Source organism: Xanthomonas campestris pv. campestris str. ATCC 33913, assembly GCF_000007145.1.
GTDB lineage: Bacteria > Pseudomonadota > Gammaproteobacteria > Xanthomonadales > Xanthomonadaceae > Xanthomonas > Xanthomonas campestris.
Window position 1 is genome coordinate 1,771,854 of the sequence record NC_003902.1, and the last position, 16,804, is coordinate 1,788,657.

12 protein-coding genes and 1 tRNA gene are annotated in these 16,804 nt (G+C 65.5%); 5 read left to right on the plus strand and 8 right to left on the minus strand.

What is annotated here, in order from left to right; translation table 11 throughout:
* The first annotated feature begins 679 nt into the window (after nucleotides 1-679).
* A complete protein-coding gene (locus XCC_RS07920) occupies nucleotides 680-2,203 on the plus strand; it encodes a platelet-activating factor acetylhydrolase IB subunit (RefSeq protein ID WP_164923329.1) in 1,524 nt (507 codons plus the stop codon).
* 550 nt (nucleotides 2,204-2,753) lie between these two features.
* Here XCC_RS07920 and XCC_RS07925 read toward each other — a convergent pair.
* Nucleotides 2,754-2,840 (minus strand) — tRNA-Leu (locus XCC_RS07925).
* Between the two features lie 121 nt (nucleotides 2,841-2,961).
* Here XCC_RS07925 and rnr point away from each other — a divergent pair.
* From rnr to XCC_RS07945, 4 genes are all read left to right on the plus strand, one after another.
* Nucleotides 2,962-5,487, plus strand: coding sequence for a ribonuclease R (gene rnr / locus XCC_RS07930; protein WP_011036702.1), 2,526 nt, complete (start codon nucleotides 2,962-2,964; stop codon nucleotides 5,485-5,487).
* Between the two features lie 126 nt (nucleotides 5,488-5,613).
* Nucleotides 5,614-6,087, plus strand: coding sequence for a GFA family protein (locus XCC_RS07935; protein WP_011036703.1), 474 nt, complete (start codon nucleotides 5,614-5,616; stop codon nucleotides 6,085-6,087).
* Nucleotides 6,088-6,403: 316 nt separating this feature from the next.
* Nucleotides 6,404-7,153, plus strand: coding sequence for a 23S rRNA (guanosine(2251)-2'-O)-methyltransferase RlmB (rlmB, locus tag XCC_RS07940; RefSeq protein WP_011036704.1), 750 nt, complete (start codon nucleotides 6,404-6,406; stop codon nucleotides 7,151-7,153).
* Nucleotides 7,154-7,400: 247 nt separating this feature from the next.
* On the plus strand, nucleotides 7,401-10,433 hold the full coding sequence (locus tag XCC_RS07945) for a ligand-binding sensor domain-containing diguanylate cyclase (RefSeq protein WP_011036705.1): 3,033 nt from the start codon (nucleotides 7,401-7,403) through the stop codon (nucleotides 10,431-10,433).
* Between the two features lie 178 nt (nucleotides 10,434-10,611).
* Here the strand turns inward: XCC_RS07945 and rnt are convergent, their stop codons facing one another.
* The 7 genes from rnt to pstS form a co-directional block, all read right to left on the minus strand.
* Nucleotides 10,612-11,262 (minus strand): ribonuclease T, encoded by a 651-nt coding sequence (gene rnt, locus XCC_RS07950; RefSeq protein ID WP_011036706.1) that lies wholly within the window; start codon nucleotides 11,260-11,262, stop codon nucleotides 10,612-10,614.
* A gap of 139 nt (nucleotides 11,263-11,401) precedes the next feature.
* Nucleotides 11,402-11,806: an RcnB family protein gene (locus XCC_RS07955; protein ID WP_011036707.1), complete on the minus strand. Its 405-nt coding sequence runs from the start codon at nucleotides 11,804-11,806 to the stop codon at nucleotides 11,402-11,404.
* Nucleotides 11,807-11,940: 134 nt separating this feature from the next.
* Entirely contained in the window at nucleotides 11,941-12,651 is a 711-nt protein-coding gene (gene phoU, locus XCC_RS07960; protein ID WP_011036708.1) for a phosphate signaling complex protein PhoU, read from the minus strand.
* A 120-nt stretch (nucleotides 12,652-12,771) separates the two neighbouring features.
* A complete protein-coding gene (pstB, locus tag XCC_RS07965) occupies nucleotides 12,772-13,602 on the minus strand; it encodes a phosphate ABC transporter ATP-binding protein PstB (RefSeq protein WP_011036709.1) in 831 nt (276 codons plus the stop codon).
* A gap of 22 nt (nucleotides 13,603-13,624) precedes the next feature.
* Nucleotides 13,625-14,488 carry a phosphate ABC transporter permease PstA gene (gene pstA / locus XCC_RS07970; protein WP_011036710.1) on the minus strand — a complete coding sequence of 288 codons (864 nt, stop codon included), beginning with the start codon at nucleotides 14,486-14,488 and terminating at the stop codon, nucleotides 13,625-13,627.
* A complete protein-coding gene (pstC, locus tag XCC_RS07975) occupies nucleotides 14,488-15,462 on the minus strand; it encodes a phosphate ABC transporter permease subunit PstC (RefSeq protein WP_011036711.1) in 975 nt (324 codons plus the stop codon). The genes pstA and pstC overlap by 1 nt, the downstream gene beginning before the upstream one ends.
* A gap of 112 nt (nucleotides 15,463-15,574) precedes the next feature.
* Entirely contained in the window at nucleotides 15,575-16,666 is a 1,092-nt protein-coding gene (gene pstS / locus XCC_RS07980; RefSeq protein WP_011036712.1) for a phosphate ABC transporter substrate-binding protein PstS, read from the minus strand.
* Nucleotides 16,667-16,804 lie beyond the last annotated feature (138 nt).

Here is a 16,804-nt window from a genome sequence, read left to right on the forward strand (position 1 = left end):
ATCAGATGGCGATCCACCGCCTCGTAGGAGCGCGCTCGCGCGCGATGAGCCGTTATCGATAACGCTTCATCGCGCGCAAGCGCGCTCCTACAACGTCTGGGCTTGCAAGCCTGCATTTAGGCTTGAGCCGTTTCGGCGGCCGAGCCAACACCACATGCCACATCTGATTGGTCACATGCCTATCGGGATCAGGCGCGTGATGGCCTTGCCGGTATCGCGGCGTATCCGGTTGCGATATCCCGCCTCGTAGGAGCGCGCTTGCGCGCGATGAAGCGTTACCGATAACGCGACATCGCGCGCGCGCGCTCTTACAACGCCTGGGCTTGCAAGCCTGCATTTAGGCTTGAGCCGTTTCGGCGGCCGAGCCAAGACCACGTGCCACATCTGATGAGTCACATGCCTATCGGGATCAGGCGCGTGATGGCGTTGCCGGTATCGCGGCGTATCCGGTTGCGATACCCCGCCTCGTAGGAGCGCGCTTGCGCGCGATGAGGCGTTACCGAGAACGCCACCTCGCGCACAAGCGCGCTCCTACGATGTCTAGGCTGCTCAGCCTGCACGGCGTCAGGCGCCGAGCCACCACCACAGCAGCGCCAAACCGCAGCCTCGCTGCGTACACGCTTGTCGTACGCCGCGCGCGCAGACCACAATCGCCGCATCTCCTGTCTCTGGTGCGCGCATGTTCCGGTCTTTGCACGCGGTGGTTTCCCGCCTTTCGCTGTCTGCCATTGCGCCCGCGCTGGTGTGCTGTGGGCTATTGCTGGTCTGCACTGCGGCCACTGCGCAGACGCCGCCACCGTCGATCGTGCCGACCGACCGGCTGCAGGAGCCTTGGTGGGCGCAACGGCATGCGCGGGTGCTGGAGCAGGCGAAGCAACACGCCGACACGCCGCTGCTGCTGATCGGCGATTCGATCACCCAGAACTACGACAAGGCCCAGGCGCCCGACGAGAATTTCCAGCCCACCTGGCAGACCTTTTACGGCAGCCGTGGTGCGCTCAACCTAGGCTTCAGCGGCGATGGCACCGAGCACGTGCTTTGGCGCCTGGCCAACGGTGAAGTGGATGGCCTGCATCCCAAGGTGGCCGTGGTGTTGATCGGCACCAACAACACCGGGCACCTGCAGCACACCGCCGAGCAGACCCAGCTGGGCATCGATGCGGTGGTCGCGGCGATCGAACAGAAGCTGCCACGCACGCACATCCTGTTGCTGGGTGTGCTGCCAAGTGCGGTCTCGGCCGAAAAGTCGCGCCGCGACGCGCAGGTCAACCAGGCCCTGGCGATGCGCTATGGCGATAATCCGCGCGTGACCTACCTGGATGTGGGGTCGATCTTCCTGCGCGACGGCGCGCTGCGCACCGAGCTGTTCTACGACACCCGCTTCCGCCCGCCGGCCGGTGCCCTGCATCCGGACACGCAGGGCCAGCGCATGCTGGCGGAAGCCATCGAGCCGACCCTGGCAAAGCTGCTGGGCGAGCCACCGGTCAAGCTGGTCGCCGAGCTGAGCCGCGGGGTGGCAACCTCGCTGATCCCGGTCGATTGGCTGGAACAGGACTCCTACGACTGGTACGCGCGCCACCACGCCGCACTGGCCACCGCGCGCAGCCTCAAGCCGGAGGTGGTGATGATTGGTGATTCGATCACGCATTTCTGGGCCGGCCCGCCGCAGGCCACGCGCGTCAGCGGGCCTGCGTCCTGGGCTTGGCTGTATGGCAAGCGGCCGGTGTTGAATCTGGGCTTTGGCTGGGACCGCACCCAAAACGTGCTGTGGCGCATTCGCCAGGGCGAACTCGATGGGCTCGATCCGCGCTGGGTGGTGCTGCATATCGGCACCAACAATCTCACCGGCACCGCGCAATCGCGCGCCAGTACACCCGCCGAGACCGCGCAGGGCGTGGAAGCGGTGGTTGCCGAAGTGCGCCAGCGCCTGCCCAACAGCAAGTTGATCCTGATGGCGATCATGCCCCGCGGCCATCGCCCCGACAGCCCGCAGCGAGCGCCGATCGCCGAAACCAACCGCCTGCTTGCTGCGCGCTTTGCCGGTGACCCGGCGGTGCGGCTGGTGGATATCGGGCCGCAAATGCTGCAACCCGACGGCGCCTTGCCCGAGGCGCTGATGCCCGACGGTACCCACCCCAGCGAGGCCGGCTATAGGATCTGGGCACAGGCGCTGCGCGCGGCAGGCATTACTGCCGCGCCTTGAGCTGCGGTGTTCAGGGGCGGCGTCGCCTGCGCCTGTGATCGTCGCTGCGATGCGGTTGCGATGAGGTGGGTCGAGTTGCTTAGGTCGAGTTGCTGTTGCGTCGCAGCTGGCGCACGGCGCGTCCGGTTTCGTCGACGCCAATCGCATGACGTCTATCGCCCTGATGCTTGATCCTTGCGATTGAGCAGCACTTCTACGCGCGCGGTGCGCACATGAGCTCGTTCGGAAAGGCTGGGAGCAAGCAAGCCGTGGGGCAGGGCAGAAACCACGCAGTTGCCGTGCTTGTCAGAGTCCGTTGAACTGCATGGTCATGCAGTCAACAGACAGGCTGAGGCTGCCTGCATCGAGGGCGCAAGCGCCAACGCATCGAGCAGGAACAACAGGCCGGGTTAGGCGCCTTCGCCACAAGCCGAGCGCAGCCGCGCACATCTAGCGCAAGGCCTGCATCACCGATCTCGCGCAGCGTGCAGTGCCCACGTCGCAGCATCTACCCGAAAAACCCAACCCCAGAAACCAGAAGACCCCCGATCGCTCGGAGGTCTTTTTAAACTGGTGCCCAGAAGAGGACTCGAACCTCCACGAAGTTGCCCCCGCTAGCACCTGAAGCTAGTGCGTCTACCAATTCCGCCACCTGGGCAGGTGAGCCGCGAATTTTGCAGACTCCTGGGGGGCTTGTCAACGGGTGATGTGGAGCAATTGCCAAGGGCCTGGCTGGCATTGCCGCCCACGTCAGGACCGCAAGGGGTACCATTAGGGTAATGACAAAGAAAAATACCCCCGATTCCGACCGGCCCAGCCGCCGCAAATCCGCAAGCCCGGGCGAGTCCAGCACCGCCGAGCAACAGAAACTGCCGGGCTGGATGCCGGACTTCCTGGTCCGCGCTGCGGCAGGTGCGTCCACCAAATCCGCCAACAAGCGCGCTGCGGCAAAGGCATCGTCCGACCAGCCGGCACCTCCCGTCGAGCCTGCTGCGCCCCGCGCACCGCATCCTCGCAAGAGCGGCCCGCCTGCGCCGCCGCCGGAACGATTCCAGAAAGACGCCGTGCAGGCTGTCGCAGATACCGGATTCAAGGACCCGCACGCCGACCGCGAAGCGCTGCGCTACGCCGAGCCGATTGCTAGCCGCGAAGCCATCCTGCAATTGCTGGAAGATTGCGACGGCCCGCAGACCGCTGAAGAAATCGCCGAACAGCTGGGCTTGAGCGATCGCATCGATGCGCTGGGCAAGCGCCTGGCCGCGATGGTGCGCGAAGCGCAGCTGGTGCAGAACCGCCGTGGCGGCTATGCACCGGTGCAGCAGACCAGCCTGATTGCCGGCGTGGTGATCGCTAATCCGGAAGGCTTCGGGTTCCTCAAGCCGGACGAAGGTGGCGACGACCTGTTCCTGCCGCCGTTCGAAATGCGCAAGGTCATGCACGGTGATCGCGCACTGGCCAACGTCACCGGCATCGACCGCCGTGGCCGCCGCGAAGGCGCCATCGCGCGGGTGCTGGAACGCCGCATGTCGCGCATGATCGGGCGCTTCTTCTACGAGCACGGTGTGGCCTACGTCGACCCCGACGACAAGCGCGTGCAGCGCAATGTGCAGATCGCCCCGGACGGCATCGGCGAGGCCCGCGAAGGCCAGCTGGTGGTGTGCGAGCTGATCGCACCGCCGGACGCGCGCCGCCCGGCGATCGGCAAGATCATCGCGGTGCTGGGCGACAAGCTGACGCCGTCGCTGGTGGTGGAAATGGCCATCCATGGCCACGAGCTGCCGCATGAATTCCCGCAGGAGGTGCTCGACGAAGCCGCGGCGGTGCCGTTGGTGGTCGAGCCGCAGATGATCGGCGGGCGCGTGGATCTGCGGCAGATGCCGCTGGTCACCATCGATGGCGAGGACGCCAAGGATTTCGACGACGCGGTGTATTGCGAGCCCAATGCCGACGGTTTCCGTCTGGTGGTTGCGATCGCCGACGTCTCCAACTATGTGCGTCCCGGCACGCCGCTGGACGACGAAGCGCAAAAGCGCGCCACCTCGGTGTACTTCCCCGGGTTCGTGGTGCCGATGCTGCCGGAGACCTTGTCCAACGGCATCTGTTCGCTGATGCCCAAGGTCGACCGCATGTGTTTCGTCTGCGATATGCAGGTGGGACGCGATGGCGAAGTGACCGGCTCGCGTTTCTACGAAGCGGTGATGAATTCGCACGCGCGCCTGACCTACAACCAGGTCTGGAAGGCGGTGGGCGAAGACGATGCCGATACCAAGGCGTTTATCGGCCCGTTGTTGCCGCAGGTGCAGCGTCTGCATCAGCTGTACAACGTATTGTCGAAGGCGCGCACGCATCGCGGCGCGATCGAATTCGAAACCTCCGAAGTGCGCTTCGTTCTCGACAACACCGGCGAAGTCACCCAGGCCGGCATGCTGGTGCGTAACGACGCGCACAAGCTGATCGAGGAATGCATGATCGCCGCCAACGTCGAGGCAGCGCGTTATTTGTTGAGCATGCATGTGCCTGCGCCGTACCGCGTGCACGAGCGGCCGCCGGAGAGCAAGTACGAAGACCTGCTGGAGTTCCTCAAGGAATTCCAGCTGAGCCTGCCGGCGTGGAGCAAGGTGCGCCCAGGTGACTACACCAAGTTGCTGAAGAAGGTGCGTGCGCGTCCGGATGCCGCGCTGCTGGAATCGGTGCTGCTGCGCAGCCAGAGCCTGGCGGTGTATTCGCCGGAAAACAACGGTCACTTCGGTCTGGCACTGGAGGCGTACGCGCACTTCACCTCGCCGATCCGCCGTTATCCCGACCTGCTGGTGCACCGTGCGATCAAGCACGCGCTGACCGGCGCCAGCCCGGAAAAATACATCTACGCCCCGCGTCAGATGGCCGCGTTGTCGCTGCAGTGTTCCGAGCGTGGCCGGCGTGCCGACGAGGCCGAGCGCGAAGTGGACGAGCGTTATCGCGCCGCCTGGATGGAAAAGCATGTCGGTGGCCAGTTCGACGGCGTGATCAGTGGCGTGACCAGCTTCGGCTTGTTCGTGGAATTGACCCAGTCCAAGGTCAACGGCCTGGTGCACGTCACCCAGCTGCCGCAGGACTATTACCAGTTCGATCCGATCCGCAAAACGATGACCGGCGAACGCCGCGGTCGCGAATTCCGTCTGGGCGACCCGGTGCGCGTGTTGGTGCTCAAGGCGAGCATGGAAGAACGCAAGATCGACTTCCGTCTGGCCGAAGAGGGTGCGCCTGCAGAAGCACCGCTGCCGCCGCGTGAGAAGCCGGCCAAGCGCAAGAAAAAGCCGTATTGATGCTGCGCGGTAGTGCGGGTGGCCGGCATGGCGGCCCGCACTGCTGAGCCGGACAGTGCGGAGTGAGTGCCACCGCGCCGTGATGACGCGGTGGCTTGCCTAATACGCCGATCTGCGAGGCAAACGATGAGCGCATCTTCCGAATACAGCGGTGGCTGCCAATGCGGTGCGGTGCGCTTTCATGTGCGCGGCGTGTTGGACCACGCATCGATCTGTCACTGCCGCATGTGTCAGAAAGCGTTTGGAGCGTATTACGCGCCGCTGGTGTCGGTGCGTGGCGCCGCGTTCCGCTGGACCCGCGGTGAGCCCAAGCGCTTCGCGTCGTCGACGCTGGTGCAGCGCGGTTTTTGCGCCGAGTGCGGGACACCGTTGACCTATGAAGCACCCGATGGCGTGGCGATTGCCGCTGGTGCATTCGATACGCCAGAGCGGTTGCCCCCACATATTCAGTACGGGCTGGAGCGCAAGGTGCCGTTCGTCGATACCCTGACGCAGCTGCCGATACGCCCGAGCGAGGATGACGCGGCGGCATTGGCATTCCAGGCCGCGCTCGTATCGCATCAGCATCCGGATCACGACACCGAGCGGTGGCCGGTGTAAGCAGCGATCGGGCCTCGCCTTGCAGGTCCTCGCTGTGTTCAATCAGGCTGATGTCGGCGCACTGCGGTTCGTTGCCGACGTCGGCGCGACAAGCGTTCAAGCGCTTGTCCACAGCGGTTCACCTCGCGCGGAAACAGTCCGGTGCACGGCTGCCGTTGCGGCATGCGCGCGGCGGCCAGCGACGCATGACTCCCGGCAGGTGCCGGCGGCGGCGCTGCAATCGTTTACCTGATTTGTCAGGCGATCCGTGCCCCGGCCGTGACGTAGCAGGCCGCAGGCCCTACCATTCCCCCTCATTTCTTCGTATGCCCGCGCAATGAGCAAGCAGAACCAGTGGATCGTCGGCGTCAATGCTGTCGCCTCGTCCGTCGAGAACGACGCCGACAACGTGCGCGAGGTCCTGATCGAGGCCGGTAGCAAGAACCCGCGCCTGACCGAGATCGAAGAACAGGCGCGCCGCAAGGGCATCGACGTGCGCCGGGTCAACACCCAGGCGCTGGACGGCGTGGGCGGCCAGGTACGCCATCAGGGCGTGGCTGCGCGCTACGCCGCGGCGCGGCTCTGGGCAGAGAACGAGCTGGAAGGCCTGGTGGAGGCTGCACAAGGGCGCGCGCTGGTGCTGATCCTGGACGGCGTGCAGGACCCGCACAACCTGGGGGCCTGCCTGCGTAGCGCCGCTGCTGCCGGCGTCACCGCGGTGGTGATTCCCAAGGACAAGTCCGCCACGGTCAACGCCACCGTACGCAAGACCTCGGCCGGCGCGGCCGACCGCATCCCGGTGGTGGCGGTGACCAACCTGGCGCGCTGCCTGCGTGATCTGCAGAAGCAGGGCGTGTGGCTGTATGGCCTGGCCGGCGAAGCGGAGGCTTCGCTGTACAGCGTGGACCTGCGCGGCAATGTCGGCCTGGTTCTGGGCGGCGAGGGCGATGGCCTGCGTCGGCTCACCCGCGAGCATTGCGATGGCCTGGTCAAGATCCCGATGCCCGGCGACATCGAAAGCCTCAATGTCTCGGTGGCCACGGGCGTGACCTTATTCGAGGCCGTGCGCCAGCGCCTGGGCGCCTGAGTCATGCGGTGCGCCGGCGCCGCAGTGCGCGGGCCGGGCACTGCCGCAGCGAGTTTATAAGCGCGCAGCGCCCATCGGTGGCATAGCGGCAACACCACACTCCTGCGCAATTGCAGCGCATTGCGCGGTGCGCTGGCCTCGCCCACGCACCGGCAAGCCCACTACACCAGGCCCTGGCATCGCGGCAGCGGCGCTGGCGCGCGTTTTTGCCTACCATATCCGCAGCGAACGGCGTGTCGTGTGGGTGATGAAGCTTGGGGTGGGCGCTCGCAGCGCGGGCGATAGTGGGGATGGCGCAACGGCGTCGACACGAGGGTGGGGGCAGTGGCAATGCTGGCTCGCGGCCTGCGTGTGCGCGCTGTTGTGGATGTGCTCGCTTGCAGCACACGCGGCCCCGAGCACGAGCGCACGCCTGCGCGACTACGCCATCGACAGCTGGAGTTCGCGCAACGGACTGCCGCATAACTCGTTGCGCGACATCGCCCAGACCGCCGATGGCTACCTGTGGTTCGCCACCTGGGAGGGCCTGGTCCGCTACAACGGGCTGGAATTCACTGTCATCGATCGCAGCACGCGGCCCGGCTTGCCCGACAACGGCGTCGGTGCGCTATACGTGGATCACGACGACGCCCTGTGGCTGAGTGATGCACGCGGCAATCTGGTGCGCCACGGTGCCGATGGTCACTGGCGGCAGTGGCCGCGCCGTGCTGATTGGCCGCAGGCGCTGATCCACGGCATGACCATGGATGCTGATGGCCGGATGTGGCTGCTGTTCGAAGGCCATGGCCTGGGCTGCCTGTGGCCGGATGGGCGCTTCGACTATTTTCCGCCGCAGGCCGGCGTACCGTTGCAAAGCAGCTTCCCGCGGATGGTCTTCGACGGCCGGGGCCGGCTGCTGATCGGCACCTTGGATGGCCTGATCTACCGCGAGCCGGATGGCCGCATGCATCGCGCGCCCGCAGCGTTCGGCCTGCCGCCGGGTCTGGCCTGGCCGTATCGGGCACCGGACGGCACGGTGTGGGTAGTGGCCGGCGAGCAGCTGTATCGCCTGCAGGGCGAACGTGCGCAGCTGGTGCACCACGTGCCGGGGCAGGGCCACTTCACTGCGATGCTGCAGGATCGCCATGGCGACCTGTGGCTGGGCAGCGAGAGCCAGGGCCTGCTGCGCATCGGCAGCCACGGCGTGGAGCATCTGGAGGCTGGCCGTGCGCTGCCCACCGGGCGCATCGTCAGCCTGCGCGAGGATGCCGAAGGCAGCATCTGGGTGGGCGCCAACGGTGGGCTGTTCCGCCTGCGCGAAACCTTGTTCAGCAGCTACAGCCAGCGCGACGGGCTCAGTGGCGACTACGCGCGCGCGCTGCTGGAAGACCGCGACGGCAGCCTGTGGGTGGCCACCACCGCAGGCCTGGACCGCCTGCTGCCCGACGGCCGCATCGTGCCGGTGCCGGTGGCCACACCGTCCGGGCGGCGGCTGTCGGTGCTCAGCCTGGCGCTGGATCGGCGCGGCGACCTGTGGGTGGGCACCTACGCCGATGGCGTGTTTGTGCTGCGCAACGGGCGTGTGCTGCGCCACTTCGGTGAGACCGACGGCATTCCCAACGGGCACATTCGCGCAATCGTGATCGACGATGCCGACACCGTCTGGCTGGCGACCCAACGTGGCGTAGTACATCTGGTCGATGGGCGGCGTGCGCCGCTGGCCATCACCGGCCTGCCCGATGGTGTGGTGACTGCGCTCGCCAGCATCGATGGTGCACTGTGGATCGGTTCGGTCGATGGCGCGGCCGTGGTCCGTGACGGTGTGCTGCAGCAGCTGCCGCTGGAGCGGCTGGGCGGTGCGCGCAGCGTGTTCGGATTCCAGCGCGTTGGCGAAGATGTCTGGATTTCCACCGATCGTGGGCTGTACCGGGCACGTCGTGGCGCGCTGGCACGCGTGGGGCTGGAGCAGGGCATGCCGGTGGACACCGTGTTCCAGCTGGTCGCCGATCGCCTGGGCAATGCCTGGATCAGCAGCAACCGCGGCGTGCTGCGAACTGAACTCAACACACTCAATGCAGTGGCCGAGGGGCGCGGCCGGCTCGGCATCGAACGCTACGGCGAAATCGATGGCATGGGCAACGCGCAGGCCAATGGCAGCTCTGGCCCGAGCATGATCGAACGTGCCGATGGCAGCGTGTGGGTGGTGACTGCCGGCGGCGTGAGCACCGTGGACCCGGCACGCCTGCAGCGCTTCCGCGAACGGCCCGCGCCGCCGCCGTTGATCGAAAACGTGCAGCAGGGCGGCCGGCCGGTGCCATGGCGGCAGCAGACCAAGCTGCCGGGCGGGCAGCGGCTGACGGTGTCTTATGTCGGCATGAGCTTCCTGCTGCCCGAACGTATCGAATACCGCACGCGCCTGGATGGTCTGGACAACACCTGGATCGAGCGCGGCCGGCAGCGCAGCGTGGAATTCATCGGCCTGCCGCCGGGGCGTTACAGCTTGCGCGTGGCCGCGCGCCACCCGGGCGGTGCCTGGAGCCCGCACGAAGCGGTCTGGGCGTTCGAGGTGCTGCCGCTGTGGTGGCAACGCCAGGACGTGCGGCTGGCCGGCGCGCTGGGCGCGCTGCTGTTGCTTGCGTTGCTGTATCGCTTTCTGTTGCGGCGCTACAAGACCCACAACGCGCGGCTGGCCGAACTGGTGCGCAAGCGCACCGAAGACCTGCAGCGGCAGGCGCAACGGCTATTGCAGGCCAACCAGGAAAAGAGCGAGCTGCTCACGCGTTTGCGCATCAAGTCCGATGCGTTCGAACGCCAGGCCCACGAAGATGCGTTGACCGGCTTGCCGAACCGGCGGCATTTCGACGAGGCGCTGGCACGTGATTTAAGCCGGGCCCGCCGCAGTGGACGGCCGCTGGTGCTGGCGATTCTGGACATAGATCATTTCAAACGCATCAACGACCAGTATTCGCATGCCAGCGGCGATGCGGTGCTGCATGACGTGGGCGTGCTGCTCACGGCGGCGGCGCGTGCCTCGGACCTGCCCGCGCGCCTGGGTGGTGAGGAATTTGCGCTGCTGCTCAGCGACACCACGCTTGAGCAGGCGCACGCCTTGTGCCTGCGCATCCGCGCGCAGTTTCATGCACGGCACGACTGGGGCGGCGTGGAAGGCCTGCAGGTGACCTTCAGTGCGGGACTGGCCGAACTGGGCGAGGAAGAGTCGGGTTCATCGCTGATGCAACGTGCCGACCATGCGCTCTACGAAGCCAAGAGCGCCGGGCGCGACCGGATCTGTATTGGTTAGGACGGGATTGGGGATTGGGGATTCGCAAGAGCGCGCTGTTTGGCGCTGTGCTGGTTACAAGAAACGGCGCGGGGAATTAATCGCGTTGCATGCAGCACTGCTGCTACCGACGTTGTCTCAGAAGCCGGGAGCCCCGCTCTTACGAGTCCCTAATCCCGACTGCCCAATCCCCGCCCACTCACCCCGCGCTAGCCGGGCCCGGCCACGCGTTGGCAATCTTGCAGAACAGGCGCGCGGTCTGTTCGGTGTCATACACCGCGCTGTGCGCATCGGCGCTGTTCCAGTCCAGGCCGGCGGCCTGGGCGGCGCGCGCCAGCACGGTCTGGCCGTATGCCACGCCGGCCAGTGTGACCGTGTCGAACACGCTGAACGGATGGAAAGGGTTGCGCTTGTGGCCAACGCGGGCAACCGCGGCATTGAGGAAATTCAGGTCGAAATGCGCGTTGTGGCCCACCAGGATCGCGCGCTGGCAGCCGTACTTCTTGACCGCTGCGCGCACCGGCGCGAACACATGGTCCAGCGCGTCCTTTTCCTGCTTGGCGAAACGGAACGGATGGTCGAGCACGATGCCGGTGATCTCCAGCGACTTCGGATCGATCTCCAGCCCCGGCGCCGGCACCAGATGCGCACTGGCGGTTTCGCCCGGGAAGAAATGCCCCTGCGCGTCCATCTCGATCGGCACGCAGGCGATTTCCAGCAACGCGTGCTTGTTCCAGTCGAACCCGCCGGTTTCCACGTCCACCACCACCGGCAGATAGCCGCGAAAACGCCGCGACATGGGTAGCAGGGAGGGGGAGGGTTGCAGGTCGACCGGTTCGTTCATCGGCATAGCCTAGCAGGTCGCATGGCCGGCCCGATCGGTCGCACAGCCGCCGTCCGTGCGCATGAGAAAGACGGCCAGACACGAAAAGGCCCGACCTGTGCTTGCACGGATCGGGCCTGCTGACGTCAGCTGCGGGGCGCAGATATCAGCGGCCGGCGACCACGCTGGCAATCAGGCCGGTCGCAACCGCGATCAACACGTAGGTGTTGTCCACACGGCGCCACTCGTGGCCACGCGGCGGCGTGTTCAGATGATGCTTGCGGTAGCCGGCCACGCGGTTGCCGCGATGGTCCGGTGCCAGCCGTTCGCCGCGGCGGTAGGGCGGGCCGTGGCGATTATTGCGGTGGTCGTTGGCGCGCGCATTGCGGTGGTCGTCGCGGTGATCATCGTGGCGGTCGTCGTGACGGTCAGGGCCACGGTCGTCATGGCGTTGTGCAGACCGGTTGCGATTGTCGTCGTGGCCGCGGTTGTCGTGCTGCTGAGGTGCGGCAAGCGCGCCGCCAGACGCCAGCAGCGACAGGGCCATGAAGGAACCAATGATGCGTTTCATCTGCGCGACTCCTGAGGTCACGGGGACTGCCTGTGTGATTTCACCCTAGGAGTCTAAAGATGAATACGTAATTAAATGAGGCTTTGCGGGCGATCTCCCGGTCATCCGCAGCGCCGCTAGGGCAGGCGCTGGCCTCAGATGACGCCGGTAGTGCTGGTCTCGTCGCGCTTCAGTCGCGGCGGCAGCGGCTGCTCGCCATGCACCAGGAACCAGACGTTCTCGGCGATGTTGGTGGCGTGGTCGCCGATCCGTTCCAGGTTCTTGGCCATGAACAGCAGATGCGTGCACGGGGTGATATTGCGCGGGTCTTCCATCATGTAGGTGAGCAACTCGCGGAACAACGCGGTGTACTGCGCGTCCAGGCGTGCATCTTCGTCGCGCACACGGATGGCCGCCTCGGCGTCCTTGTTGCGGTAGGCCTGTACGGCTTCGCGTACCGCATCGGCCGCCATCTGGCCGAGTGCACGCAAGCCCACCGTCTGCGGCAGCGGCGGCGCGGAATTGAGTGCGATCGAGCGCTTGGCCACGTTGGCGGCGTAATCGCCGATGCGCTCGATATCTGCAGGAATCCGCAGGCCGGCCAGGATCTCGCGCAGGTCGCGCGCCATCGGCCCGCGCAATGCCAGCCGCATCACGTCGTGGCTGATCGCATGTTCCAGCGCGTCGATGGCTTCGTCGTTGACCACGATACGGTGCGCGGCATTGTCATCACGGCGTTCCACCACATCCAGCGCCGCTTCCAGCTGCGCCACTGCGGTATCACCCATGCGCACGATTTCGGCGACAAGACGGTGCTGCTCCTCGTCGTAGCTTTTGACGATGTGGTCGTTGAGGTGCTGGTTCATCGTGTTCTCGATTCGTGGCAGTGGTGGATGTCCGTCCCTGCCCAGGCATGCGCATGCAGGTGGCGTCGCACGCGGCGGGGTGGCGGAGCTGCTTCAATGCGGTGATACGGCAGGCCTACATCAGCCGAAGCGGCCGGTGATGTAGTCCTCGGTCTGCTGCTTGGACGGCTGCGAGAAAATGGTTTCGGTGCGATCGTGTTCGATCAGGTCGCCCAGATACATGAAGGCGGTGTAATCGGACACGCGCGCGGCCTGCTGCATGTTGTGGGTCACGATCACGATGGTGTAATCGCGCTTGAGTTCTTCCACCAGCTGCTCGATACGGCTGGTGGAAATCGGATCCAGCGCGGAGGTCGGTTCGTCCAGCAATAGCACGTCCGGCCGCAGCGCCACCGCACGCGCGATACACAGGCGCTGCTGCTGGCCACCGGACAGACCCAGTGCGCTTTGGCCAAGCTTGTCCTTGACCTCGTCCCATAGCGCGCCCTGGCGCAGCGCGTGCTCGACGCGGTTCTGCATGTCGGCCTTGGACAGTTTCTCGTGGTGACGGATGCCGTAGGCCACGTTCTCGAAGATGGTCATCGGAAATGGCACCGGCTTCTGGAACACCATGCCGACCTTGCTGCGCAGGCGGTTCATCGGATATTTCGGCGAGAGGATATTTTCGCCATCCAGCAGCACTTCGCCACGCGCTTCCAGCTTCGGGTACAGCGCATAGATGCGGTTGAAGATGCGCAGCAGCGTGGACTTGCCGCAACCGGATGGCCCGATCAGCGCGGTGACGCGCTTTTCCGGGATTTCGATATTGATGCCCTTGAGCGCGTGGTACTTGTCGTAATAGAAGTCCAGATTGCGTGCGGCCACCTTCACCGGCGCCTGCGCCGTCGGCGCCCCCTTGGCGGCCGGAACAGCGATGCGATGCATCGGCTTGGCGTTTTGGAGATCGTTCATGTCGGGCGTCCGGAAAGAAAGGTCAGTCATTGGAAATCTTGTTACGCAACAGCAGCGCACGTGCGCCCAGGCTCACCAACAAGACGAACACGGTCAGTACCAGTGCACCCGACCAGGCCAGGGTCTGCCACGACTCATACGGGCTGCCGGCAAACTGGTTCATGATTACTGGCACGCTGGCCATCGGCTGGAAGATGTTGCTGTTCCAGTACTGGTTGCCGAAGGCGGTGAACAGCAGTGGTGCGGTTTCGCCGCTGATGCGCGCCAGCGCCAGCAGCACGCCGGTGACGATGCCGGCAGACGCGCTGCGATACAGCACCTGCACGGTCACCTTCCAATGCGGAATGCCCAGCGACAGCGCCGCTTCGCGCATTTGCGAAGGCACCAGGCGCAGCATTTCGTCGGTGGTGCGCACCACCACCGGCAGCACGATGAAGGCCAGCGACAGCGCACCGGCGAACGCGGAGAAGCGCCCGCCGGTCTGCATCACGTACAGCGTGTACACGAACAGGCCCAGCACAATGGACGGTGCCGACAACAGGATGTCGTTGACGAAGCGCACCACCACGCCGGTCTTGCGCGCATTGCCGTATTCGGCCAGCCAGGTACCGGCCGCCACGCCCAGCGGCGTGCCGATCGCGATTGCCAGGCCACACATCACCGCGCTGCCGAAGAAGGCATTGAGCAAGCCGCCTTCCTGCATCGGCGGCGGGGTCATCTTGGTAAACAGGTTGACGTCGATGCCGGGCACGCCCTTGGACAGCAACGTCCACAGGATCCAGCCGAGGAAGAACAGGCCGAACAACGCCGTGACGCAGGACAGCAGCAGCGCCACCACATTGGTGATGCGGCGCCGCGTGTAGAGGTGTTGCGAGACCGACGACATCAGTTGCCCTCCCGACGCGACAGCTGCATCAGCATGAAGCGCGCAATGGCCAGCACGATGAAGGTCACGATGAACAACACGAAGCCCAGCAACAGCAGCGCGGAGCGATAGGTTTCGGTTGCCTCACCGAAATCGTTGGCGATCAATGCCGCAATGGTGGTGCCTGGTTCCAGCAGCGACGGCGACAGCCGCACCGTGTTGCCGACCACGAAGGCCACCGCCATGGTTTCACCCAGTGCGCGGCCCAAGCCCAGGAATACGCCGCCAATCACTGCAGACCGCGTGTAGGGCAGCACGATGTCCCAGCTGACTTCCCACTTGGTCGATCCCAATGCGTACGCCGATTCCTTAAGGCGCGTCGGCACTGTCAGGAACACTTCGCGCATCACCGAGGAAATAAACGGGATCACCATGATCGCCAGCACAAAGCCGGCGGTCAGCAGGCCGATGCCCAGCGGCGGGCCCTGAAACAACTTGCCGATCAGCGGCAGCGTGCCCAGGTTGTCGTTGAGCCATGGCGTCACGTGCTCGGTCATCACCGGCACCAGCACGAACAGGCCCCACATGCCGTAGATGATCGAAGGAATGCCGGCCAGCAACTCGATTGCCGTGCCGACCGGGCCGCGCAACCAGCGCGGCGCCACTTCGGTGAGGAAGAAGGCGATGCCGAAACTCACCGGCACTGCAATCACCATCGCGATCAGCGCAGTGACCAAGGTGCCGTAGATCGGTGCCAGCGCACCGTATTTGTTCTCGACCGGATTCCAGTCGGCGGAATAGAAGAAGCTCAGGCCTTGCATCTGCAGCGCGTGGCGTCCGCCCCACAACATCGACAGCGCAGCGCTGCCCAGGGCCAGCAGGACGAAGACGACGGTTGCCGCCAATGCCAGTTTGAACAGGCGATCGGCACGCGCATCGCGCAGATCGCGGCCGCGCGGTGCGGTCATCGCTTCGGGAATGGCGGTGGCATTCATTCGATTGGGCTCGTCACCCGCGCAATCGCGGGAGCGTGAGATAGCAGGATCGACGCGGCGCCCTCAGGCACCGCGTCGCAGCGCAACCCGCCACAGCGGCGGGAGGCGAACATCACTTGAACTCGCTGCCCCAGTAGGCTTCGATCTGCTTCACCAGCTCCGGCGGCAGCGGCACGTAATGCAGTTCGCTGGCCTGGGCCTGGCCGTTTTCCAGTGCCCACTTGAAGAAGTCCAGCGTGGCCTTGCTGCGGGCCGCGTCCTTGGGCTGCTTGTGCATCAGCATGAAGTTGGTCGCGGTGATCGGCCAGGCCTTCTCGCCCGGTGCATTGGTGATCACCAGGTTGAAGTCCTTGGCATTGGTCCAGTCGGCGCTGGCCGCTGCGGCGCCGAAGCTTTCAGCGTTCGGCTCCACCCACTGGCCGGCAGCGTTCTGCATCGACGCGTACGGCATCTTGTTCTGCAGCGCGTAGGCCAGTTCGACATAGCCGATCGAGCCCTTGATCTGCTGCACGTAGGAGGCCACGCCTTCGTTGCCCTTGCCGCCCACGCCGCCCGGCCACTGCACCGAGGTGCCTTCGCCGACCTTGGTCTTCCACTCCGGGCTGACCTTGGACAGGTAGTTGGAGAAGTTGAATGTGGTGCCCGAACCGTCGGAGCGATGCACCAGGTTGATCTTGGTCGCCGGCAGGGTCACGCCCGGGTTGGCCGCAGCAATCGCCGCGTCGTTCCACATGGTGACCTTGCCCAGGAAGATGTCGCCGAGCAGGGCGCCGGTCAGGCGCAGCTTGCCGGGCGCCATGCCTTCGATGTTCACCACCGGCACCACGCCGCCGATGGCCGAGGGGAACTGGCCCAGGCCGGCCTGCTGCAGCTCGGCGCTATCGAGCGGCTTGTCGGAGGAGCCGAAATCCACGGTGCCGGCCTTGATCTGCGCAATGCCGCCGCCCGAACCGATCGACTGGTAATTGACCTTGTTGCCGGTGGCGGCGTTGTAGTCGGCCGACCACTTGGACACCAGCGGGTAGATGAAGGACGCACCGGCGCCGGCGATCTCCGCACTCTTGCTCTCGCCGGCCGCCGCGCCTGCGTTGGCACCGCCTTGTGCGGGATCGCCGGACTGCGCGTCCTTGCCGGGCGAGCAGGCCGCCAGGGCAAGGGCGATGGTGAGGGACAGGGCGGTCAGGCTGGCCGACTGCAGTTTCATGGTGGCTCCGAGGCAGGATTGGCCGGGTGTCCGGCAGACGCAGCTATGAAATGATGTTTTTGTTACACGTGCATGACAGCGCCATCCGGGCACTGGCATCACAAAAAAAGACGCGGACCCGAAAGTCCGCGTCCCGGT

Coding starts and splice junctions, on each gene's coding strand:
- phoU (WP_011036708.1), bottom strand. CDS start 12,651: ATGAACCAGCACCTCAACGACCACATCGTCAAAAGCTACGACGAGGAG.
- XCC_RS07955 (WP_011036707.1), bottom strand. CDS start 11,806: ATGAAACGCATCATTGGTTCCTTCATGGCCCTGTCGCTGCTGGCGTCT.
- XCC_RS07945 (WP_011036705.1), top strand. CDS start 7,401: ATGAAGCTTGGGGTGGGCGCTCGCAGCGCGGGCGATAGTGGGGATGGC.
- rnr (WP_011036702.1), top strand. CDS start 2,962: ATGACAAAGAAAAATACCCCCGATTCCGACCGGCCCAGCCGCCGCAAA.
- pstC (WP_011036711.1), bottom strand. CDS start 15,462: ATGAATGCCACCGCCATTCCCGAAGCGATGACCGCACCGCGCGGCCGC.
- XCC_RS07935 (WP_011036703.1), top strand. CDS start 5,614: ATGAGCGCATCTTCCGAATACAGCGGTGGCTGCCAATGCGGTGCGGTG.
- pstS (WP_011036712.1), bottom strand. CDS start 16,666: ATGAAACTGCAGTCGGCCAGCCTGACCGCCCTGTCCCTCACCATCGCC.
- rnt (WP_011036706.1), bottom strand. CDS start 11,262: ATGCCGATGAACGAACCGGTCGACCTGCAACCCTCCCCCTCCCTGCTA.
- rlmB (WP_011036704.1), top strand. CDS start 6,404: ATGAGCAAGCAGAACCAGTGGATCGTCGGCGTCAATGCTGTCGCCTCG.
- pstA (WP_011036710.1), bottom strand. CDS start 14,488: ATGTCGTCGGTCTCGCAACACCTCTACACGCGGCGCCGCATCACCAAT.
- pstB (WP_011036709.1), bottom strand. CDS start 13,602: ATGAACGATCTCCAAAACGCCAAGCCGATGCATCGCATCGCTGTTCCG.
- XCC_RS07920 (WP_164923329.1), top strand. CDS start 680: ATGTTCCGGTCTTTGCACGCGGTGGTTTCCCGCCTTTCGCTGTCTGCC.